Consider the following 21,756-nt stretch of genomic DNA (forward strand, 5'->3'; position numbering starts at 1 on the left):
GCCGAAGGCTACGTACCCTCCCGGACTAGAGCTTTCGGTGCATCAACCAGTGCTCCTTACCCCAAGCGTGGAAAAGCTCCACATATTCCCATCCGCGCTTGGCGTAGTAGTCACCACGATCATGGGTATGCAAGTACAGTCGTTCATAGCCCTTGGCACTAGCTTGGGAGTAGACGCCCTCAATCAGCTGTTCCGCCAATCCGCGCTGCCGTGCCTGCGGGGTAACAAAAACGCACGCAAGCCAGGGCCCCAAGTCCGGACGCTCGGGCAAATCGTTTTTAGCTAGTGCAGCCCCGCCTAAAAGCTCGCCGTCCTCCAGGGCAACAAGGGTGTGCCACTCCCCGTTGCTCTGGCCGTCCCTGAACTCCCGCTGCCAATCAACCAGTGGCTGCTCACTGTATTCGTATGCAAACTGTTGATGTACCCACAGCGCAAAGGTATCGCTGTAATCCAAGTGATCACGTAATGAAACTAACCGGGGCATGTGAATGGCCTTACCGCTTTATTAGGGGCGAGATCTTAGCAAATGACGGAGTTGTTCGCTGCGGTTCGCGGGTAGGCAGGTCCACGCCAGATTGACGTATTCACTGAGGAAGCTTAGGCAAAAAACAAGACCTGACTCTCGGCTGCTGCCTGCCTATTTCTAGTGCTGACTGCCAGCCAATACGTGAGATATGATCATATGGCCCCCATTTTCGTGATGAGCTCGTGAGTGTATTGGGATAACATATCGGTTCGAATAAAGCTATTGAACAGAATCGCCAGATAGTCGAAACATGAACTTTTTTAAGCTTCGCGCCCTAACAACAGGAGTTCAGCTTGATGACTGACACAAATTTAATACTTTCTTATCCTGAAAATGGAAAAAACATAAGGACCATTTATCGTAACGAAGAAGTATTCTTTTGCTTAGCTGACGTTGTACAGATACTAGCCGAGCAGAATACAAAACTAGCCGCCGACGAAAAGAAACAAGGCTTAGGCGGTTTAACCAAAGCACTCCTCGACTCGCTTGATCCGGACGAAAAGTATTTTGTACCAGAAATAAATTTAACTCACTTACAGGATTCTCAATTCGTCTCTCAACCGGGCCTATTCCGCATAATCTTGCGAGACAACAGCCCTGCTTGCAAAAAATTTCAAAGATGGGTTTTTCATGACGTTTTGCCTTCATTACAAAAATTCGGAACTTACCCGCCACCAAGCGTGCCACAGGGCTCCGACGTAAAAAAAGCAGTAATGCTACTTCTTGATGAAATTGAGGAGAGAGAACGATTAGAACGGGAGACAAGGGAGCGCTTTCTCGTGACTGAGAGAAAGCTTAATGAACTCAGTGAACGCTTATCTGAAACTGAATCACAGCCTGCTTACGGCATTGTCTACATGTCAGTTGAGCGGCACAGTGAAGGAGAGTTACGAGATGCCAGGGAACTACAGCACATACAGGGATGGTGTATTAAAATTTGCGCTGAAGAGGGCTACTCAAGCAGAAAGGTTATTGTTGATGGAAAAGAATGCATCACCTTTCCAGAAATAGTTCTCACAAAAGCAAAAAAACAAATTGCGGAAATATAAAATCGGGGCTCGAAAAACAACGGCAGGCCTACCTACCCAACCGTTAACTTAAAAATCGAGCCCATAATTTCTACCTTTTAAAAAAATCTCGGTCCCAAAAAAATCTGGCTTCACGAGCAGCAACTCTTTCCTTAATAGAGTGATTTCCGATCTCGAAAAATATATTTTCCCCTTGCCCTCAACCTGTGCATCATAAATCTCCTCTGGTGTCCTTTTTTCCAACTGATCTTGCAAAAATGCCAAAGCCTTTGGCATTAGGTAACGCGCCCTGCCGTCGTGAATTGATCGGAGCAACCGCATCAGCACACCGAGCTCACTTGGATTCTCAGCTAAAACTAATTCTAATTTTCCGTGCTTTAGCTCCTCAAAATAGCCACTATTTACAAAAATCTTCCTACTCTTGAAAGAATATAAGATAGCATCCCAATTAGAAACTGTAGTTTTCAACAGACTTCTTCGATCAATAAAATTTACTAATCCTTTCTTGAAGGCCCAAGTTTCACGAACAGACCATACGTCGACATCCCAGCCACCTATCTGAAAACGGTAGCCACCAAATTTATTTCTATACGCATTAGGAATCGACTGAAAAAACACATCCAAACTTTCTTGCTCGCACTCGACCACAAGATCTACGTCAGAGTAAAATTCTTTAATACCAAACATCGCCACATCACGCAACAAACCGCCAAATACAAGCACCTCCCCCACATGGGACAACTCGCCAATAAAGCAGCTAACCTCGGTGAATCTTGATGATTCAAATATCCGCTGGACGCGCTTCCGCAGTATCTCCGAACTCGTAGCAATGTCGATCATATAAAGGTTTAAGCTCCGAATGTAATGCAATTAGGTAGCTATCAGTCATACCCGAAATAGCATCAGCTAAGAGCTGCGCCTCCTTGTAATTAACAGAAAATGAATTATTACAATCCAAAAAAACACGTCGATAGCTTTCAGAAATTCTAGAAAAAGCGTAACGCCCAAATGGCGTAATGGAATAACCCGTAGAATTTAGATTACCTCTTATACCAACCCAAAGCATATCCATAGCTTCATGTATATAATTATGCCCTTTTAGCTCAAGCTCTAAAACGCTTTTATGTCTAAAACCATACTCTAGATCAAATTTTTTAAGCGTTTGACATAATATTTTAGAATCAGATACACCAATAAGCCCTTTGTAAAGGGGCTCACCAACCATTAAATCGCCAATATTTTCCGAAAAGCCTTTAACGACGGAACCAACCATACTCGTTATTGCATTTACCCTAAACATCTGCATTGAGCAATCATTGAGCTCCTGCGGACTTAATGAACTATCTTCGAACTCTTTATTCTTCCGCCTCGAGTGTTCGATAACGCTTGCGACTGTTTCATCAGCAGCGCAATTTTTTTCCAAATACCGAATCAGGTCGTAGTATGATGCTAGCCCTTTTTTAACCGTATCTTCAGCATCAAGCACAGAGTATGCGATATCGTCACAAGCCTCCATTATATATGTCAGAGGATGCCTGACCCCCTCCGACAGGCCCGTAGCCTCCCATACTTCCTGCACCATATCTTTTTCTGAATCGAAATAGCCTTGTTTTTTCCACCTTTCGGAGTCGGTCGAGGTGGCTGGCACTGGATATTTTATTAAAGCACCCAACGTAGCATAAGTTAGATTCAAACCGTATTCATCATTTAAAATTTGTAACTTAGTAACCAAACGCACGGTTTGAGCATTGCCATCAAACTTTAGAAAGTCCAAAGCCTCCGATTCGGTATCGAAAATTTTTCCCTTATTTTTTGAAAACCAGCTCTGAATTGAATATTCGCCTTGGTGCCCAAAAGGCGGATTGCCCAGATCGTGTACTAACCCTATTGCAGCCAAAATAGCGGGCACGCTTCTTTGAACAAACTCTGGGCAACCAGCGTCTCTGAAGTGGTCGTATTGCTCGTACGCCAACCGTAGCCCAATGCTCCGAGCCAAAGTCGAAACTTCGTGAGAATGAGTAAGCCGTGTCCTCACGCTGTCATTTTTATCTAAGGGGAAAACCTGAGTTTTGTCAGCCAAACGCCTAATAGGGGCAGAGAACAGGATCCGATCATAATCCCTTTCTATTTCATACCTACCATTGGGAGAAGCCAGCCCCCTGCTAGGCACTTCTTTGAGTCGATCTTTTCGACGGCCTTGATTTAACAATTCTTTCCAATTAAGCATAAACACATCCTTTTTAATATTAGCGCTTGTATGGGGTGCTTTGACTGCCTCAACACAAACAAGCTTTGTCCATTTCCTTATAATCCAATAAATAGCTTTATTAAAACTCTCTCATCCCACTCTTATCTAGAAAGTGCGTGGGATAAATTTCTGAATCAACTCAGGTATGCCAACTTGCCTTGCATAATTCTCGGAACAAAAACATGACCCACATTCTCTCGCTATAACTGGACACCTTCCAAGACCCCAAGTTTGCACCGCTTCATTCATAGCCTTTAATGACTCCTGCCCCAAGTTGAGATTGGTGTCAATCGATAAACGGGGATCATCTACAGTTATATCTCTTAGGTAATCAAATGACAGGGGGCGCCCAAGCCGCCTAATTGTTACCATTTTTCGATGTCTTTCATACTTGTCCCACTCTAGCGCCAACTCTTCTACATCTCCAAAATATTTTTGAGCATTATCTGTAAGACCACTCCAATAAACTGGGTTATTTTTAGTAACCCATACTTGCAGCTCTTCATCTAACAACAGATCCAGATCAAGTCTAAATAAAGAAGGACCGTAGTGATTCTGCCGCCCGAAGTGCCGATGCAGGTCTACTGTATCTAAAAAAATATCATCGAATACATCATGCTTTTTGTCTATATTGTCGGATTCTTGTGGTGTCTGATATAGGCCTTTTTCTTCAACGTATTTCCTCGAAAGCAAGCCATTTTTTGCAATATAGGTCAGGGAGGTTGCTATCGTGTTCGCGTGGAATAGGCTTGAAATACCCTTTTCCAGAAATAGTTCATACAACCCAAGGTTATTTAGCCGCATAAAATTCTACTCATCAATTGCAATGTCATCTAATTTCTGTACAGCATAGCCATGGCTTTTATATTCTACATAATTTGCGCGTAATTGGGGTCAGATGAGAATTAGATATTCCGCTCATTTGCTGACCTAGCTGATTTTCCGTCTCGAACTGAAGTCCGGCCCGTTAAAGCCGACATCGAAGCTGGATCTCACTCCGCCGGGTTATAAGCAGCAGCCCTCCGGCACGCCGGTGAGTTCCAGTTACTACTGCTATGGCAGAGTCGGTTATGAGCCTTTTTCATCAGTGCCTTGAACCGCCTGCATTCGATACTACCTGCCGGGGCGTAACACGTAGGCGTTTCATGCTTGATCCCACCAAAATGGATTTTTCCCTCCTCCTTAGGAGCCTCGTAGGCGATGGGTTTGCGCATAGCGATGGTATTCACCTGCGTGGCAGGAACGTAGTTCGAATCGTTGAAAACCGTCTGCTTTGAATTCAGCGGGGCCTCAGCATTTTCATCGAGGCTGTCGCGGTACATCTGCTCTACCTGCCGATCGTAGTCGTCGTCGGTCCACTCAATAGATGCTTGTGGCGCGCTGGTTTGCTGAGTGGTGACCGGAGGTGGATTCACCAACCGGGTTTGACGGGTGTCGATCGATGCAGCGGAGGGCGCGGTTGCAGTCTGCACGGTTGTTTGCGGCGGAGTGGGCTTGAACGCTGCATACGCAACACCAGCGGCCAGCACGGCCATAACCATGAACCACAAAGCGATACGTGGGGGCTTATCTCCCCTGCGCCGTCTAATGCGATCCGGTGCGTCATCCCAATCAGAGTACATAGCTGCCCTCCTTCACTCGCACGTCAGACATCAACCGCTTACCGTACCTGTACACCGTGGATACTTTGAACAGCCCCAAAAGGCGTTACCCGCATTTGCTCCCCGCTTGGCCAGTCGCCTAACCATGGCCGCGCTGCACACTGGGCACAATGGCTCTGTGTTGGTGACGGGTGTCATGGCAGGCGCTACTGGCGGGGGCTTTATTTCTACGGTTGGTGTTCTGATCGTGTGCTGCTGCGCTATCCAGCTCTTGAGCGCTACGCCGTCAATCAACTCGATATTCCGGCCGCTAGCGAAGGCTTTGGCTTCTTTGGTGAACTGGCCTGAGGTCACCACATAGCCACCGGCTGCGCCTTCGGCTGCCATGGCGCCGAAGAATTCGCGCACCACGGGCAAGCCCACCTTAAGCGCGCGCCAGTGCTTGCACTGCACCAGGTACTTTTCGCCATCCTTGCGCAAGATCAGATCAATACCACCGTCCGCACCTTTGCCGCCGGTTTCGGTAATGCTGTAACCCTTGCGCCGAAAGGCCTCGCCTATCAGCAGCTCGAACTGCGGCCAGCTGAGGCCATCAATGGTCTTGCCGGGCTGGGTAGCGGATTTGACGTCGTTAAGGAGTTTCTTGCGCCGCTGGCGGCCGAATACGGAGCCGATGGCGCCGAACACGCATACCAGGGGAATCAGGTATTGGCCGAACATGGCGAAGGTGTGCCATAGCTGGCTGATCATCACGCCGGACATGTCGCTGATCTGCACGCCGGCAGGGACAACTACGGGGCTGCTGGCCACGGGATTCAGGATCAGCCAGCTAACGAACCCGATGAGCAGGCTGGCCCACCAGGGCAGACGGGAAAGAGCGACAACAACATCTTCAAACGATGAACTACGTTTACGCGCCATCCATGGGCTCCTGAGAGTGGCTTAATGCCTTATCTCAAAGGTAAACCTTCCGGTGTACAAAAACCACCTTGTCTTGGCCTGAAATGAAGCGATACCGGCCGGAGAATCGCCTGCGACCCTGGCCTAAATCAGTTGATCATCACCGTAGATTGTATCCTGGTATTAAGCCGCGATTGTGTCCCTACCATATCGGCTATAGTTTTTGAGGATAGCTCTGTCAATACCAGGCAAGGTGATTCTGGTGTAGAGACTGAGGCCCACCCAGATGAGCCACGCCGAGCTAGTTACGGGTTTGCTGACTGCCGATATCCTGGCTAGGTATGCCGCGCTGTAATTGAACTGTAACGAGCACTCGTATGATTCAGGTGAAAGGAATCAAAAGGTTCAAGTAATGAAAACCAAACTCGTACAGCTCATTGCCGCTTCTGTATTTTCGGCTCTTTCATCAAGTGCAGTCGCTGATACCCTCAAACTGACTTCTCTGCATTGGCCTCCTTATGCCGGTCCCGAGTTACAAGGCCAAGGCGCCTCGGTTGCAGTCGCAAAAGCGGCGCTTGAAGCTATGGGGCACACCCTGGAAGTTGATTTCTTTCCGTGGTCCAGGGCCGTTGCCTTGACTAAAAAAGATGACAGCTACATAGGTTACTTTCCCGAATACCTTTATGAGTCAATTGAGTTTGTTTTCTCCGACCCGCTGGGTACAGGTCCCTTGGGCCTGGTTGAGCGTTCGTCAAATCCGGTCGAGTGGGAAAATCCCGGAGATCTTAAAGGCTACAGACTCGGCGTGGTTCAGGACTACGTAAATACCGAGCAGATCGACGCCATGATCGCGTCCGGAGATATCGAAGCATCAACGGTTACTGCCGATACGCAAAATATTCTGAAAGTAGCAGCCGGGCGGATTGACGTCGCGGTCATCGACAGCAACGTGTTTGACTACCTTCTGGCAAACAATCCGCAGGTGTCGAGGGTCAGGAATACTGTCCAGATGAACGACAGACTGCTTGTGGAAAAAAACCTGCACATTGCCTTCAAAAATAATGCCGAGGGCCGGAAGTGGAAGGCGATCTTTGACGAAGGACTGCAGAAGATCGATGTTCAAGGCATTTTGGAAGCCAGTATGTAGCGGGTTGAGACTCGAGCTTCCAGGGTGGCGCCTGTGTATGAACGGGGGCTGATGCTTAAGGTTAGACCCGGGAATGGCGGAGTCCTTCCCGGGGTAGTTACTGCAGTTGCCCTTTCTTAAATGGCCTTGAGCGGTATGGTGTTTTGCCGCTGATCTGGCGTGATCGTTCCGACAATATTGGCGGCGCTGCCGGGCAGGGGTTGGCGCAGGATATTGCCTTTGATCTTGCCGATCACGTGCATTTCGCAGGGTTTGCAGTCAAACTTCAGGGTCAGGGTTTCGTTGTCGTGCACTAGCTGCATGGGCTTGGCGTTGCTGCGCACGCCGGTCACGCCCTTGGCCTGTTTCGGGCACATGTTGAAGGAGAAGCGCAGACAGTGCTTGGTGATCATCACCGGTACTTCGCCCAGTTCCTCGTGGGCCTCAAAAGCTGCGTCAATCAGCTCAACGCCGAAACGCTGATAAAAGGCCCTCGCCTTGTGGTTGTAGACGTTGGCCAGAAAGCTGAGGTGCGAGTCCGGATAAACCGGCGGCGGGTTGCTGACTGCCTTGCGGCTGCCATGCGGGTGGGCGGCGAGACGCGCGCTGTCCAGCTCCTCGACGACCGCACGGCGTAGGGCCTTGAGACGTGAGATCGGCACGAAGGGGATGTTCTCCAGCGCTACGTCTGTGCCTTCGCAGTGGTACTGGGTATTACCCAGTTGGGTCAGCAGGTCGGCGATCTGGCTGCGGGCGCGTTCGATGTTCTGGGCGGCTTCGAATGGGCCATCCAGGATCTGGCTGACTGTTACGCCCTCTTCACTGCGTGCGCTGAGCGTCAGCGCCTGGGCATCGCCGCCAAGCGTCCAGTGCAGGCCGACACGGCGCTCGGCGGAGGTTTTCTGCAGCGCCTGCTGCCAGTTGTGGTCAAGGTTGCGGCTGAGTGTCTGCCCGGCGCGAGCGCGGCGCAGGGCTTCAGGCAGTTCGTTGGGTTCGATGCGGTAATGCCAGCGTGGTTGCCCTTCTTCGTCCTCGTGCTGGCTTAACAGCTCGGCCACGTTGGCCCGAAAGCCGACGACCTCACGCTTGACCAACACATTCAGCCCGTCGCCATTGCTCAGTGGCTCATGACTGCTGACCAGCAGATCATTCTTGCGTACCTGTTGCAGCTCCCCTACCGGTAGCCCGGTGAAGGTCGGCGTGTCGAAGGCGCCGATGTCCAGCTTGCGGTCATTGACGAAGTAATCCGTGCTGCCGCGGTGAAAGGTCTTGTCCGGGTCGGGTACGAAAAAATGGGCGCTGCGCCCGCTGGAGGCGCGTGCCAGGTGCGGACGTTCGGCGAGCACCGCGTCCAGTTGCTGGCGATACCAGGCGGTGATGTTTTTCACATAACCCACATCCTTGTAGCGGCCCTCGATCTTGAACGAACGAATGCCGGCATCAACCAGCGCGCCCAGGTTGGCGGTCTGGTTGTTGTCCTTCATCGACAGCAGATGCTTTTCATAGGCGATCACCCCGCCGTGCTCGTCGGTCAGGGTGTAGGGCAAACGGCAGGCTTGCGAGCAGTCGCCGCGGTTGGCGCTGCGTCCGTTCTGGGCGTGGGAAATATTGCATTGGCCGGAGAAGGCCACGCACAGCGCACCGTGCACAAAGAACTCCAGCGGTGTGTCCACCTCCTGGTGAATGGCCTGGATCTGCTGCAGGCTCAGTTCGCGCGCCAGCACCAGTTGGGAGAATCCGGCCTGCCCGAGAAAACGCGCTTTCTCCAGGGTGCGGATATCGCACTGGGTGCTGGCGTGTATCTCGATCGGGGGAATATCCATTTCCATGATGCCCATGTCCTGCACGATCAGCGCATCGACTCCGGCATCGTAAAGCTCATGAATCAGCTGGCGCGCCGGCTCGAGTTCGTTGTCATGCAGGATGGTGTTCAGCGTGACGAAGACCCGCGCGTGGTAGCGATGGGCAAAGGGCACCAGCGCTGCGATGTCTGCCACGCTGTTGGCTGCGTTGTGCCGCGCGCCAAAACCGGGGCCGCCGATATACACCGCGTCGGCGCCATGCAGGATGGCCTCACGGGCGATGTCGGCATCACGCGCCGGGCTGAGCAGTTCGATGTGGTGGGCAGGCAGGGACATGGCGGCAACCGTTTGGGGCAAAGAGCGAATTGTAACGGCATGAGGCCAAGGGTGCACCTTGTGGCGACAATGACCGGGAAGCTAGAGCCCCCTTTCAACCTTATGCCTGGCCGTTGGCGCCTTGGCCGAGGTGGAGGCGAGGGATTACGCCATCTGTATCAGGCGTATGGCTTCAAAGGCGCATTCTGGAGCCTTTAGTTTGCTTTTAAAGTGGAACGATTGTCAGAAGGCAGTGTCTACACCTTTGCCAGAAATCCCTGTATGTCCGGCCCGGAAGCAGATGATCGGCTATGAATCAAAAGAATCAAAAAAATGCTTGCGGCCGCTGTTCTGATCCGTCAGGCGAGATTTCCATTGGAGACTGATCATGAACATGAACACCATCAAAAACCCCCTATCGCATTTCCGACTGCCCATGCTGGCAGCTGTGGCTTTGGGTGGTCTGCTGCTAGTGGGTTGCGCGGGCAATCCCCCCACTGCCCAGTTCGCCCTGACCGAATCAGCGGTGAATAGCGCAGTCAGTGCCGAGGCTACTGAATATTCAGCGGTAGAGATGCGTTCCGCACGGGAAAAGTGGAAGCAGGCCGAAATGGCAATGCAGGAAAAGGACTATGACAAGGCTCGCGTACTCGCCGAACAGGCCGAGTGGGATGCACGGGTTGCCGAGCGCAAGGCACGGGCCGCCAAGACCCAAAAGGCCCTGAAGGACGCCAACCAGGGGATAGAGGATCTGCGCGAAGAGGGTATGCGCAGCGCCGAGTGATCAAGACGTCCATTTCCCAATCGCCTTCAGCCAAGGATTACCCACTATGAACAAATTAATGACTATTTCCACCGTGCTCGCTGCGGCCATCGGCCTGTCTGCCTGTGCTTCACAGCCCAACAGCAATCTGGAGCAGGCTCAGGCGCAATATGCCCAACTGCAAAGCGACCCCCGCGCCAGCCAGATGGCCGCACTGGAAACCGAAGACGCTGGCCAGGCTGTCGATCAGGCCAGCCAGGCCTTTGAGAAAGGTGACAAGGAGCGCGTCGACCAACTCTCTTATGTAGCCAAGCGCCGCATTGAGCTGGCCGAGCAGACCATCGCTTTGCGGTCTGCCGAGGTAGAGCTGGAGCAATCCGCTGCCAAGCGCGCCGAAGCTCAATTGTCTTCACGTGAGCAGCAACTGCAATCAAGCAAGCAACAGCTGAAGTCAAGTGAGCAGCAACTGGCATCACGTGAGGAGCAGATCCGCAGGTTACAGGACGAGCTAGAGGCTAAGCAGACCGCACGCGGTACGCTGGTTACCCTGGGTGACGTGCTGTTTGACGTCGACAAGTCTGATCTCAAGCCGTCGGGCCAGCGCGACGTGCAGAAGCTTGCCAGTTTTCTGAATGACAATCCCGAGCGCCAGCTGGTGGTTGAGGGCTATACCGACAGTACCGGTGCCGATTCCTACAACCAGCAGCTGTCGCAGCGCCGTGCCGAGTCGGTGCACCGTGCGCTGACCCGTGCAGGTGTTGATTCCCAGCGGGTGCAGGTTGTCGGCTACGGCGAGCAATACCCCGTCGCCAGCAACGGTTCGGCATCCGGTCGGGCCCAGAACCGCCGCGTGGAAGTAACCATCTCCAATAATGACCAGCGTGTAGCACCGCGTTCGTCGATGGAGTAAAGCGCACCAGGGCATCGCTGGTCGATGCCCATGCGTTGGTAATAAAGCCCGCCTCCCGGCGGGCTTTTTTGTTTTCCTGGGAAGGCTTCCCGGCTTAGCCCTGGTCTGGTGAGCGTATCTGGTCCCAGTTGAAATGGGTAAGCGATAGCGCATCACCGACATGCAGGTGCACTTCCCTCGCCCCTGCGCCCATCGCAAGTTCACGAAATACGCGGCACTCGATGTCGGTCAGCCCACCGTCGAGCTTTTCCAGCGGATGCATTATGACGACGGGGCTGGGGGTGATGAATTGTGCCTGGTGTACCTCGCGTATCGCGTGGGTAAGTACCCGCTCGGCGTTACCGAAGTTACTCACCAGCAATCGGGGATGGGAGAAGGGATTAGTGACGGTGAATCGACTATCTGCCTGCAGGGCATGGGCCTCGTCTCCGATCGCCTTGATGGTCACCTTGCGTGGATTGGTGGTATCCAATGCGATGAACGGCGGCTGATCAAACACGGCGCCGTCTTCCAGATGGTGTACACGCAAGCGGTCCGCGCAGATGCGCACATATACAGTGCCTGAGAACAACTTCTTTATCGTTTTGAGGATCATTCCTGTCTTCCTTTGACGTTTTGCGCGGCGTCAGCCTTGCGCCTGATCAGAACCATCAACACCAGCATACCCAATACGCTGTACTGCAGGTATTGCAGCACCAGTGGGTTACGACTGTAAAAACTGCCGCCATGTTTCTCTGAGAATGGCATGGAGGCCACGATTTCCGATTTTGCAAAAGCCTGCGTACGTGCGGTGATACGCCCATTGGGTGCGGCAACCACGGAGGGTCCGTTATTGATCAGGTGGACGATCGGTACGCGGTTTTCGACGCCCCGCACCACGGACATGGCGGCATGCTGAAACGGCTGGGCTGTCTCACCAAACCAGTTGTCCTGGGAGACGAACAGCAATACCTTGCCCGCTGCGTCCGTGCCTACCGCCTCGGCGATAAAGCGAGGGAATGCCGCTTCGTAGCAGATCTTCGGCTGAATACGCATGCCGTTGATTTCAAATTCTTCGTGTACCGTGCCTGGCTGCAATGGGCGCACGAACTCTCCAAAAAAGCGCCGCGTCACCCAACCAATGCCCGGCAGCCTGAAGAAGTCCGGCAAATACTCACCCAGGGGCATCCTCAGCATCTTGCGATACACGCCTGCCTGCGCGCCTTGGGCATCCAGGTGCACCAGAGAGTTGTAATCGGCGTAGTCATCATCGGCCCAGGCGCGCTCGGCATCATGCAGTACCAGAGGTATGCCCAGCCTGGTGAGTACTTCGGCGTAGCCCAGACGCACGGAGGGCTTATCAAAATACCCCTTGTATCGTGCCTCCGGCCAGACCACCCACTCTGCCCCGGCGGCTGCCAGGCGTTGGGTGGCGGCGAGCTCTGGCGGGTATTCGCGGGTAAATCCCCTGGGCGGCTCTGGCACATCGAGAGTAACTGCGTCGTTGGGCTGCACGAGTCCGATCTTGCGGGTTTCCCAAGCGAGGATGCGTTGGTCCCACACATACAGGGTAATAAAGCCGTAGGCGAACCAGGCTACCAATACGCTGGTCGCCAACAGGACTCCCGTGCGCTGTGTGCGGCCATGGCCGGTCAATAGCGTGAACACCAGGACTCCCACGAGCATCATGAGCATATCCATACTCTGAATGCCCAACAGCGAAACGCCCTGCAGGCCCGGTAAAAACTGGGCCTGGGCCTCGGCGTAATAGGTGCCGAACAGCAGCGGGTAGATTTCCATGAGTACGACCATGCAAACCGGAAAGCTCAGCAGCTCCCAACGGGGTAAATGGCGAGCCACCCAGCGAAACAGCAAACAGGACAGACCGATCGACAGACCGGCGTAACACCAGAAGACCATGCCCAGCAAAACGGCAACAGCCCAGCTGAAGCCGCGCAAATTGATAACGAAATCGACAATCCAGTACGTGGCTATGGCGTAATAAACTGTGCCTGCGAGCCATCCGAGCCACAATGCCGAGCGCAGGCGAACGTCCCGCAGTGCAAACAGGAGCGGTACGGCGCCGAGCCAGGCGGTCCAGTAAAGCCCCTGGTCAAACCAGGGGGCACCCAACAAAACCCCGGCTACCATCGCCATTAGGGCGCGAGCGCTCATACCCAGGGACAGAGATGCGCGATCTGCTGCCGCCGCGAAGGCTACAGTGGCGGGTTCATGCCGTGACATGCAGAATCTCCAGGGGGGACTGGGCAAGAAGGTCGGAATTAGGTTGTGACAGCGCAAAGTAGTGATTCAGCAGAGTGAGGACGCACTCCTTTTGGCGCTGAGCAAGGCTCCCATACCGACCTGCGCTTTCCAACGACAATATGTTCAGGCTGTGATGTAATCCGCCAAAACTGCACCGCAGAGAGGTTCCGGTTTTGACACCCTAAGCAACGAGTTCACTCTTGGTGTACACCTCAACCTCGTTTATGGTGTTGGTTGATCAGAATTTTCAAGCTTCCCGGTATCAGATACCAAGGAGACAATCATGAGCACTGCAGCAAGTCGTAGCGCTGAAATTCGCGGCGCATTGCAGGTAAATCCTGACCTCAAGGGGTCCGTCGCTCTCCAGCAGGAGATTGAGCGACGTGTTGATTTCATCAAGAACACCTTGCGCGGCGCTGGTGTGCGATCACTGGTGCTCGGGATCAGCGGCGGTGTCGACTCAACCACCTGCGGCAGGCTTTGCCAGTTGGCTGTCGAGTCGCTGCGTGCCGATGGCTATGACGCCACTTTCTATGCCATGCGCTTGCCATACGGCGTACAGGCTGATGAACACGACGCCCAGTCTGCGCTGGACTTTATCAAGCCCGATCAGCTGCGTAAGGTCGATATCAAAGGCGCTGTGGATGCAATGATGGCGTGCTTTACCGACGAGCCGACCGAGTCTGCCAAGCATGATTTTGTGAAAGGTAACGTCAAGGCCCGCTCGCGCATGATCGCGCAGTACACTTTGGCCAACTTCACCAATGGTCTGGTGGTGGGTACCGACCATGCAGCCGAGGCGGTAATGGGCTTTTTCACCAAGTTTGGCGACGGCGCCTGTGACCTGGCACCGCTGACCGGGCTGACCAAGGGTCAGGTGCGCAACATGGCGGCAGAACTGGGTGCGCCGGCACAACTGGTCGGAAAAGTGCCCACCGCCGACCTGGAGGAGCTGCAGCCTGGGAGGCCGGATGAGGAGGCCCACGGGGTGCCCTACGAACAGATAGATGCGTTTTTGCTTGGCGAGCCGGTTGATGAAGCGGCGGCGAAGATAATCGTCAGGTATTACGATGCCACCGAGCACAAGCGTCAGGTACCCCCAGGCCCGTGAAAACACAATCAGATCTGCACGGATGACGATCTTGACGACGACCGCAGCGATTCGCTCAGCACGCCCCCGCCACCACGTGGTAATCGCCCTGCTGCTGGCCTGCTGGACCGGGCTGGCCTCCGCCCAGTGTGAAAAGACCCTGCGCTGGGATGATGATCCGCCGTTCAGCATGCAGATGCCCGACGGAGAAATTACCGGCATCTATGTCGAGATCAACCGCATCGCCCTGGAACGCCTGGGCTGCAGCGTCACGATGCGCAAGTTGCCGTGGGCCAGAGCGCTCAGGGAGTTGGAGCTGGGCCGGCTGGATGTTCTGCCGGGGACTTTTCCTCGTCCGGAGCGTGAAGAATATGCGTATTTTTCCGGTCCCGTGATACCTGTGTCGCACAACATTCTTTTTATGCACGAGCGAGCGCTGGCGAAGTGGCCAGTAACACGGCTCACAGATCTTATGAATACCGATTTTCGACTTGGGGCTCAGATCCGGGTGTATTACGGGTCGGACTTCCAGCAAGTCATGGACGACCCCCACTTCGCTGCACGAGTAACCGTTCTGGCCAAACGTGAGAATCTGTGGCGCATGCTGGAAAGAGGTCGAATCGACGGGGTGATTGCCGACGAGCGCACCGGGGCCTACGAAGTTCAGAATCTGGGGCTGAGTGGGCGCATCAAGGCTACTAACGTGATCGTCTCCGATGATGCCGCAGAGGTGGCTTTCAGCAAAAGATCAAACGACTTGGCCTTTGTTCAGGCCTACGCGGATGTATTACAACAACTGGTTACCGATGGCAGCTATGGCCGCGTCGTACAGCGCTATATATCGGCAGAACAATCAGGCGAGCTGAAGTGTCAGCTCACCCGGCAGACCTACCCGACTGATGATCGGACAACTGACAACGGCACCGGTCTTGCCTCGCGCTGCGTCAGATAGCGGGTGCAACTGACACGCAGGAACGAGGCGAAGTTCACCACTTCGCCGCGCAGCTCCATTATCTCGTCGTACAGCTTGGTAATCAGCTGGTTGGTGGTCATGCCATCAACCTCGGCAATCTCCTGCAAAATCTGCCAGAACTGGTTTTCCAGTCGCAGGGTGGTGACTACGCCGCGGATGCGCAGTGAGCGGGAGCGTGATTCATACAGAATCGGATCAGCTTTGACGTAGAGCTCACACATGGGGCCACCACCTGTTGATTAATTATCCCGATTACAGCGTTATCTGAGCGCCCAGCAGTTTGACAAACGCTGCCAGCCAGGCTGGGTGCGAGGGCCATGCCGGGGCTGTGACCAGATTGCCCTGAGTGTGAGCTTGATCCACCGGAATATCCATATAGGTACCGCCGGCCATTTTCACATCAGGACCACAGGCTGGGTAGGCGCTGCATTCACGGCCTTTGAGAATACCCGCTGCGGCGAGGATTTGCGCGCCATGGCAAACGGCGGCGATTGGCTTCTGCGCCTTGTCGAACTGCTGAACAATCTCGATAACCCGGTCATTCAGGCGCAGGTATTCCGGGGCACGTCCGCCGGGTACTACGAGGCCGACATAGTCCTCGACCTTCACCTGGTCGAAATCGTAGTTCAACGCGAAGTTGTGGCCCGGCTTCTCGGTGTAGGTCTGATCGCCCTCGAAATCATGAATCGCGGTACGCACCGTATCCCCTGACTTTTTATCCGGGCAGACGGTATGCACTTCATATCCAAGCATGGTAAGGGCCTGAAACGGCACCATGGTTTCGTAATCTTCGGTGTAATCACCGGCCAGCAGCAATAATTTCTTGGCGGACATGTTTCGCTCTCCTCTATTGGTGAGACCAGCATGCACTTCTATGCCGGCCTGCGGGTAACAGGTGGCTACTACATTGGGAAACGCTGTTCACAGTAAAGCTCAGTTGGCATCCGTGCTCCAGTGGATGCCTTTGCAGAGAAAGCAGAAACGATTCAAGAAACACCGAGTCACAGAGGGATAGATCCCCAAAAGAAGGCTATTCCGTGATTATTGAAACCATCAAAACCGAAGGCCTGTCGCAGCTGTCGTATCTGGTCGGCAGCAACGGCGCGGCGGTGGTAATCGACCCCCAGCGTGACTGCGACACCTATATCCAGCGTGCCCGAGCCCGCGGCATGCAGATTACCCATATTTTCGAGACCCACCGTAACGAAGACTTCATATCGGGTGCACCAGTACTGGCCGAGCTGACCGGCGCAAAGGTATGGCACGGCCCGAATCCTGCCGCACCGGTGCGCTATGCCGAGACGACCCGTGAGGGTGATAGCTTCGACATAGGCGCGGCACGGATCTGTGTACTGGAAACACCCGGCCATACCGACGACCACCTGGCCTTTGCACTCTTCGACTCCGAGTTTGATCAGGGAGCGGTAGGCGTATTCACTGGCGATGCTCTGTTTGTGGGTGATGTAGGCCGGACTGATTTCTACCCCGACCGTGCGCGTGAGGTATCCGGGCTGCTGTTCGACAGCCTGCGCAAATTGGAGAAACTGGGTGACCAGACCATCATATATCCAGCGCATGGGGCCGGATCGGTCTGCGGCGCGGGCATGGCCGATCGCGAGTTTTCTACCATAGGCCATGAGCGCACGAATAATCCATCGATGAAAATCACCGATCGTGACGAGTTCATCGCCACTAAAGTGGCCGAAAACCACTACCTACCGCCCTACTTCAGCACCATGGAGCGCTTGAATGTGGAGGGTGGGAGCGCCATGCCACACATTGCAATGCCGGTACCCTTGGACCTTGCCGGGCTGAAAAAGGCAGGTGCGGATTACGTTATCGATACGCGCAGTGTTGCCGCGTTTGCCGGGGCACACTGGCCGGGCGCCCTGTGCATTCCTGCTGGCATGATCACTGCCTTTGCCGGCTGGTTTCTGCAGGAAACCGACCGCATCGCACTGGTATCGGAATCGATGGATGAAGCTTGCGTGGCGGCTACCCATCTGCGCCGCACCGGCTTTGACCATATTGTCGGGGCCTTTACCAATATGGTTGGATCAGTTGCCAACGGACAGGATTTTGCATCGATGTCTTTGGTAGATGTCGCCTGCGTCAAGGCACGCATGACCGAGCAATCAGGCGACTGGACACTGCTGGATGTGCGGGCTGCCGACGAGGTAGACGCCTACCCAATCGAAGCTGCGCGACACATCTACGTTGGGCACCTGAATAAACATTGGCGCGATCTCGATCCCACCCGCGCCTACACGGTGATGTGCGCCAGCGGCGCCCGTGCCAGTGTGGCGGCGGGCTGGCTGAAGACGCAGGGTTTTGACAGGGTAGATGTGTTCCTTGGGTCAGTAGGCGCCTGGAAAGCGGACGCCGATTGATCCGGCAACATCACTACCTACTCAACGACGGATGCCCGCGCTTGGTGTAATTTCTTGTAGCTCTCCACCAGGCGCTGGTGTCGCTCGAGTCCTTCCAGCTTCATGCTGGTGGGCTCAAGGCCATAGAAGCGTACGCTACCGTACATAGAGCCAAGCACCGCCTCCATTCGCTCATTGCCGAACATGCGGCGGAAGTTTATTTCGTAATCGCCCAGGTCCAGTTCGTCGTCCAGCTCCACTTCCAGCACCACGTTCAGTGCTTGGTAGAACAGGCCCCGCTCGACGGTGTTGTCGTTGAACTGCAGGAAGGCTTCGACCAGCTCTTTGGCCTCTTCAAATTGCTCAAGGGCCAGGTGAATCAGCAGTTTCAGCTCGAGAATGGTCAACTGGCCCCAGGCGGTGTTGTCGTCAAACTCGATGCCGATCAGAGTTTTGATGTCGGTGTAGTCATCCAGCTCGCTTTCATCCAGACGCTCGATCAGCGCCTGCAGGCTGTCGTCGTCCAGGCTGTGCAGGTTGAGAATGTCGGAGCGGAACAGCAGCGCCTTGTTGGTGTTGTCCCAGATCAGGTCATCGACCGGATACACCTCGGAATAGCCGGGCACCAGGATGCGGCAGGCGTTGGCGCCGAGAGTGTCGTACACGGCCATGTAGACCTCCTTGCCCAGCTCTTCGAGGATGCCGAACAGGGTGGCGGCCTCTTCTGCGTTGGCTTGCTCGCCCTCGGCAGTAAAATCCCATTCGACAAACTCGAAGTCTGCCTTGGCGCTGAAGAAGCGCCAGGAGACCACGCCGCTGGAATCGATAAAGTGTTCAACGAAGTTGTTCGGCTCGGTAACCGCCTGGCTTTCAAAGGTCGGCTGGGGCAGGTCGTTCAGGCCCTCAAAGCTGCGACCCTGGAGCAATTCGGTAAGGCTGCGCTCCAGCGCGACTTCAAAGCTGGGATGGGCACCAAAGGAGGCGAACACACCACCGGTGCGCGGGTTCATCAGGGTCACGCACATGACCGGGAACTGGCCGCCCAGGGACGCATCCTTGACCAGCACCGGAAAGCCCTGCTCTTCCAGGCCTTGAATGCCGGCTAGGATGCCGGGGTATTTCGCCAGCACCTCCTGCGGCACATCCGGCAGAGCCATCTCGCCTTCGAGGATTTCGCGTTTGACCGCGCGCTCGAAGATTTCCGACAGGCATTGCACCTGGGCCTCTGCCAGGGTGTTGCCGGCGCTCATGCCGTTGCTGAGAAACAGGTTCTCGATCAGGTTGGAGGGGAAATACACCACCTCCCCGTCTGATTGGCGCACATAGGGCAGCGAGCAGATGCCTCGCTCGGTGTTGCCGGAATTGGTGTCGATCAGATGTGAGCCACGCAGCTCGCCGTCAGGGTTGTAGATCTCCAGACAGTGGTCGTCGAGTATCTCGGCGGGCAGTGCATCCTTGCGACCGGGCTTGAACCAGCGCTCGTTGGGGTAATGCACGAAGGGCGCATTGGCAATCTCTTCACCCCAGAACTGGTCGTTGTAGAAGAAGTTGCAGTTCAGCCGTTCGATAAACTCGCCCAGCGCCGAGGCCAACGCGGCCTCCTTGGTCGCGCCCTTGCCGTTGGTAAAGCACATGGGCGACTGGGCGTCACGGATATGCAGCGACCAGACGTTGGGGACGATATTGCGCCACGAGGCAATTTCGATCTTCATGCCCAGATCGGCCAGAATTCCGGACATGTTGGCGATGGTCTGCTCCAGCGGCAGGTCCTTGCCTAACACTCGGGTGCCCTCGCCTTCGGCGGTCAGGGGCATCAGCAGCGCCTGGGCGTCGGCGTCCAGGTTCTCGACTTCCTCTATCACGAACTCGGGGCCGGTCTGCACGACCTTCTTCACTGTGCAGCGGTCGATGGAGCGCAGGATGCCCTGGCGGTCCTTGGGCGAAATATCGGCGGGCAGCTCGACCTGGATCTTGAAGATCTGGTTGTAGCGATTTTCCGGATCGACGATGTTGTTCTGCGACAGGCGGATGTTGTCGGTGGGAATGTTGCGGGTGTCGCAGTACAGCTTTACAAAATAGGCGGCACACAGGGCCGATGAGGCCAGAAAGTAATCAAAAGGCCCTGGCGCTGAGCCGTCACCTTTATAACGGATGGGTTGATCGGCCACCACCGTGAAGTCATCGAACTTGGCTTCAAGTCGAAGGTTGTCGAGAAAGTTGACCTTGATTTCCATGGGGGGCACCAGAATGACGAGCGAAACGAATTGGCCGCCATTATCCTGCTTTTGCCTGGGAAGTCATGTGTTGCCGGTCGGGAGCTCAGGTTACATCTGTAATAGTCGAGCTCCATATTGACCAGCTGCGTTAGCTGCAGCCCCCCTGGTCAAGGCAAAGCCCGGCCCTCCCGCGGGCTGCGAACGCTCAAAAAAGCGCCTTTGCGCTAGCGAACCGTCCAAGAGTCCCAGTATAGTAATGGCCATGACGACAACCCCTCCCCTACCTCACGACAAGCTGCTCGACCTTCTACTCGATGTTGTCTGCGTGGTAGATATCGAGGGTCGGTTTCTTTCAGTCAGCGCAGCCAGCGAACAGGTGTTCGGCTACCGGCCCGAGGAGATGATCGGCCGCACGGCTTTCGAGCTGATGCACCCCGAGGACCGCGATCATTCGCTGAAGATGGTCGAGCAGATCAATTCGGGTAGCCCCTCCCAGGACCATGAAAATCGTTACGTCCACAAAGATGGGCGCATCGTGCACGTGATGTGGTCCGCGCGCTGGCTTGATGCCGAGCAGGTAAGGGTTGGCGTTGCACGGGACATAACCGGCCGCAAACGCGCCGAAGCAGTCCAGGCAGCGCTGTATGCGATATCAGAAGTTGCTCACGCGGCGGGGGATCTGCGCATGCTCTATGCGCGAGTGCATCAGGTCATCGGGAAATTGCTACCCGCCGACAATTTCTTTGTGGCGCTGTACGATGCCCCCAGCAATCAACTCAGTTTCCCATACTACGTTGACCAGTTCGATCCACCGCCGCCATCCCAGCCACTGGATTCGGGAACTCTGAGCGCTGAGGTTATCCGCTCAGGCAAGGCCCTGTTGCTCACACCCGAAACGGCCGAGCAACTGCTGGCAAAGATAGGCACGGTGGCGGGCAAGCATTCCCTGGACTGGCTGGGCGTGCCTCTGATAGCCGGAACCGAGATCATCGGAGCCCTGGTACTGCAGAGTTATTCGGGTGACGTGCGTTACAACGATCAGGACCTGGAACTGCTTCAGTTCGTTTCCAGCCAGGTGGCGACCGCAATTGAGCGCAAGCGCACACACTCCCGCCTGGAGTTTCTTGCCCAATACGACCAACTGACCGAACTGCCCAACCGGGCGCTATTCCTGGATCGCTTGCAGGCGTCCCTGACAAGGGCGCAGCGCGGCACTTTGCGTCTTGCCGTGCTTTATCTGGATATGGATAACTTCAAGCTGATCAACGACACCTATGGCCATTCCACAGGCGATCTCTTGCTGAAGGAGGTTGCTGGGCGCCTCAGAAAATGTGTCCGTGATTCAGACACGATCGGCCGTCTTGGCGGTGACGAATTTGCCATCTTGCTGGACAACATCGCCAAGCCAGGAGATGCAGCTATGGTCGCCGACAAGATAATCGCGGCCCTGAGCAACCCCTATCAACTGGAGGGCCAGACCTTGATCAGCAGCCCGAGCCTGGGTATTGCCATTTATCCAGAGCACGGCCAGAGCGAACAGCAACTGGTGCGGCTCGCCGACGAGGCCATGTATGTAGCCAAGCGCAGCGGCGGCAATTGCTACAGGACAGCCGCAAATTCAACCGCGACCCGGTAAATCCGCGAT

General features: G+C 54.8%; 20 protein-coding genes. 8 read left to right on the forward strand and 12 right to left on the reverse strand.

Annotated features, from left to right (window positions below; translation table 11 throughout):
- Positions 1–25: 25 nt before the first annotated feature.
- Entirely contained in the window at positions 26–484 is a 459-nt protein-coding gene (locus FZF01_RS06220; RefSeq protein ID WP_150277278.1) for a GNAT family N-acetyltransferase, read from the reverse strand.
- A gap of 338 nt (positions 485–822) precedes the next feature.
- Here FZF01_RS06220 and FZF01_RS06225 point away from each other — a divergent pair, with 338 nt between their 5' ends.
- A complete protein-coding gene (locus tag FZF01_RS06225) occupies positions 823–1,575 on the forward strand; it encodes a BRO-N domain-containing protein (protein ID WP_150277279.1) in 753 nt (250 codons plus the stop codon).
- Positions 1,576–1,623: 48 nt separating this feature from the next.
- Here the strand turns inward: FZF01_RS06225 and FZF01_RS06230 are convergent, their stop codons facing one another.
- From FZF01_RS06230 to FZF01_RS06250, 5 genes are all read right to left on the reverse strand, one after another.
- The gene (locus tag FZF01_RS06230) at positions 1,624–2,394 is read right to left on the reverse strand and encodes a hypothetical protein (protein WP_150277280.1); all 771 of its coding nucleotides are present in this window, start codon (positions 2,392–2,394) and stop codon (positions 1,624–1,626) included.
- Complete coding sequence (dgt, locus tag FZF01_RS06235; RefSeq protein ID WP_150277281.1) at positions 2,336–3,781, reverse strand: dGTP triphosphohydrolase; 1,446 nt, start codon at positions 3,779–3,781, stop codon at positions 2,336–2,338. Before dgt ends, FZF01_RS06230 begins: the two co-directional genes overlap by 59 nt.
- Before the next feature lie 126 nt (positions 3,782–3,907).
- Positions 3,908–4,606 (reverse strand): hypothetical protein, encoded by a 699-nt coding sequence (locus tag FZF01_RS06240; protein WP_150277282.1) that lies wholly within the window; start codon positions 4,604–4,606, stop codon positions 3,908–3,910.
- 188 nt (positions 4,607–4,794) lie between these two features.
- On the reverse strand, positions 4,795–5,424 hold the full coding sequence (locus FZF01_RS06245) for a hypothetical protein (RefSeq protein WP_150277283.1): 630 nt from the start codon (positions 5,422–5,424) through the stop codon (positions 4,795–4,797).
- 30 nt (positions 5,425–5,454) lie between these two features.
- Entirely contained in the window at positions 5,455–6,324 is an 870-nt protein-coding gene (locus tag FZF01_RS06250; protein ID WP_150277284.1) for a restriction endonuclease, read from the reverse strand.
- A gap of 391 nt (positions 6,325–6,715) precedes the next feature.
- Here FZF01_RS06250 and FZF01_RS06255 point away from each other — a divergent pair, with 391 nt between their 5' ends.
- On the forward strand, positions 6,716–7,450 hold the full coding sequence (locus tag FZF01_RS06255) for a substrate-binding periplasmic protein (RefSeq protein ID WP_150277285.1): 735 nt from the start codon (positions 6,716–6,718) through the stop codon (positions 7,448–7,450).
- A gap of 116 nt (positions 7,451–7,566) precedes the next feature.
- Here the strand turns inward: FZF01_RS06255 and FZF01_RS06260 are convergent, their stop codons facing one another.
- Entirely contained in the window at positions 7,567–9,567 is a 2,001-nt protein-coding gene (locus FZF01_RS06260; RefSeq protein WP_150277286.1) for a peptidase U32 family protein, read from the reverse strand.
- Positions 9,568–9,934: 367 nt separating this feature from the next.
- Here FZF01_RS06260 and FZF01_RS06265 point away from each other — a divergent pair, with 367 nt between their 5' ends.
- Positions 9,935–10,330, forward strand: a complete 396-nt coding sequence (locus tag FZF01_RS06265; RefSeq protein ID WP_150277287.1) for a DUF4398 domain-containing protein — start codon at positions 9,935–9,937, stop codon at positions 10,328–10,330.
- A gap of 46 nt (positions 10,331–10,376) precedes the next feature.
- On the forward strand, positions 10,377–11,219 hold the full coding sequence (locus tag FZF01_RS06270) for an OmpA family protein (protein ID WP_150277288.1): 843 nt from the start codon (positions 10,377–10,379) through the stop codon (positions 11,217–11,219).
- Between the two features lie 94 nt (positions 11,220–11,313).
- On the opposite strand, the gene FZF01_RS06275 is transcribed toward FZF01_RS06270, so the two are convergent.
- On the reverse strand, positions 11,314–11,814 hold the full coding sequence (locus FZF01_RS06275) for a rod shape-determining protein (RefSeq protein WP_150277289.1): 501 nt from the start codon (positions 11,812–11,814) through the stop codon (positions 11,314–11,316).
- Positions 11,811–13,442, reverse strand: coding sequence for an apolipoprotein N-acyltransferase (lnt, locus tag FZF01_RS06280; protein ID WP_150277290.1), 1,632 nt, complete (start codon positions 13,440–13,442; stop codon positions 11,811–11,813). Before lnt ends, FZF01_RS06275 begins: the two co-directional genes overlap by 4 nt.
- Before the next feature lie 304 nt (positions 13,443–13,746).
- Here lnt and nadE point away from each other — a divergent pair, with 304 nt between their 5' ends.
- Both nadE and FZF01_RS06290 read left to right on the forward strand, forming a co-directional pair.
- Positions 13,747–14,574, forward strand: coding sequence for an ammonia-dependent NAD(+) synthetase (gene nadE / locus FZF01_RS06285; protein WP_150277291.1), 828 nt, complete (start codon positions 13,747–13,749; stop codon positions 14,572–14,574).
- Positions 14,575–14,605: 31 nt separating this feature from the next.
- Positions 14,606–15,505 (forward strand): substrate-binding periplasmic protein, encoded by a 900-nt coding sequence (locus tag FZF01_RS06290; RefSeq protein WP_223825419.1) that lies wholly within the window; start codon positions 14,606–14,608, stop codon positions 15,503–15,505.
- Here FZF01_RS06290 and FZF01_RS06295 read toward each other — a convergent pair.
- Positions 15,442–15,747 (reverse strand): ribbon-helix-helix domain-containing protein, encoded by a 306-nt coding sequence (locus FZF01_RS06295; protein WP_150277293.1) that lies wholly within the window; start codon positions 15,745–15,747, stop codon positions 15,442–15,444. The two genes, FZF01_RS06290 and FZF01_RS06295, sit on opposite strands and share 64 nt — an antisense overlap.
- Positions 15,748–15,778: 31 nt before the next feature.
- A complete protein-coding gene (locus tag FZF01_RS06300; RefSeq protein ID WP_150277294.1) occupies positions 15,779–16,360 on the reverse strand; it encodes a DJ-1/PfpI family protein in 582 nt (193 codons plus the stop codon).
- A 203-nt stretch (positions 16,361–16,563) separates the two neighbouring features.
- Here FZF01_RS06300 and FZF01_RS06305 point away from each other — a divergent pair, with 203 nt between their 5' ends.
- Positions 16,564–17,916 (forward strand): MBL fold metallo-hydrolase, encoded by a 1,353-nt coding sequence (locus tag FZF01_RS06305; RefSeq protein WP_150277295.1) that lies wholly within the window; start codon positions 16,564–16,566, stop codon positions 17,914–17,916.
- Positions 17,917–17,933: 17 nt separating this feature from the next.
- On the opposite strand, the gene FZF01_RS06310 is transcribed toward FZF01_RS06305, so the two are convergent.
- Positions 17,934–20,129 (reverse strand): OsmC domain/YcaO domain-containing protein, encoded by a 2,196-nt coding sequence (locus tag FZF01_RS06310; protein WP_150277296.1) that lies wholly within the window; start codon positions 20,127–20,129, stop codon positions 17,934–17,936.
- Between the two features lie 244 nt (positions 20,130–20,373).
- Here FZF01_RS06310 and FZF01_RS06315 point away from each other — a divergent pair, with 244 nt between their 5' ends.
- Entirely contained in the window at positions 20,374–21,747 is a 1,374-nt protein-coding gene (locus tag FZF01_RS06315) for a sensor domain-containing protein (RefSeq protein WP_150277297.1), read from the forward strand.
- Positions 21,748–21,756: the final 9 nt, after the last annotated feature.

The organism is Halopseudomonas salina, from assembly GCF_008641105.1.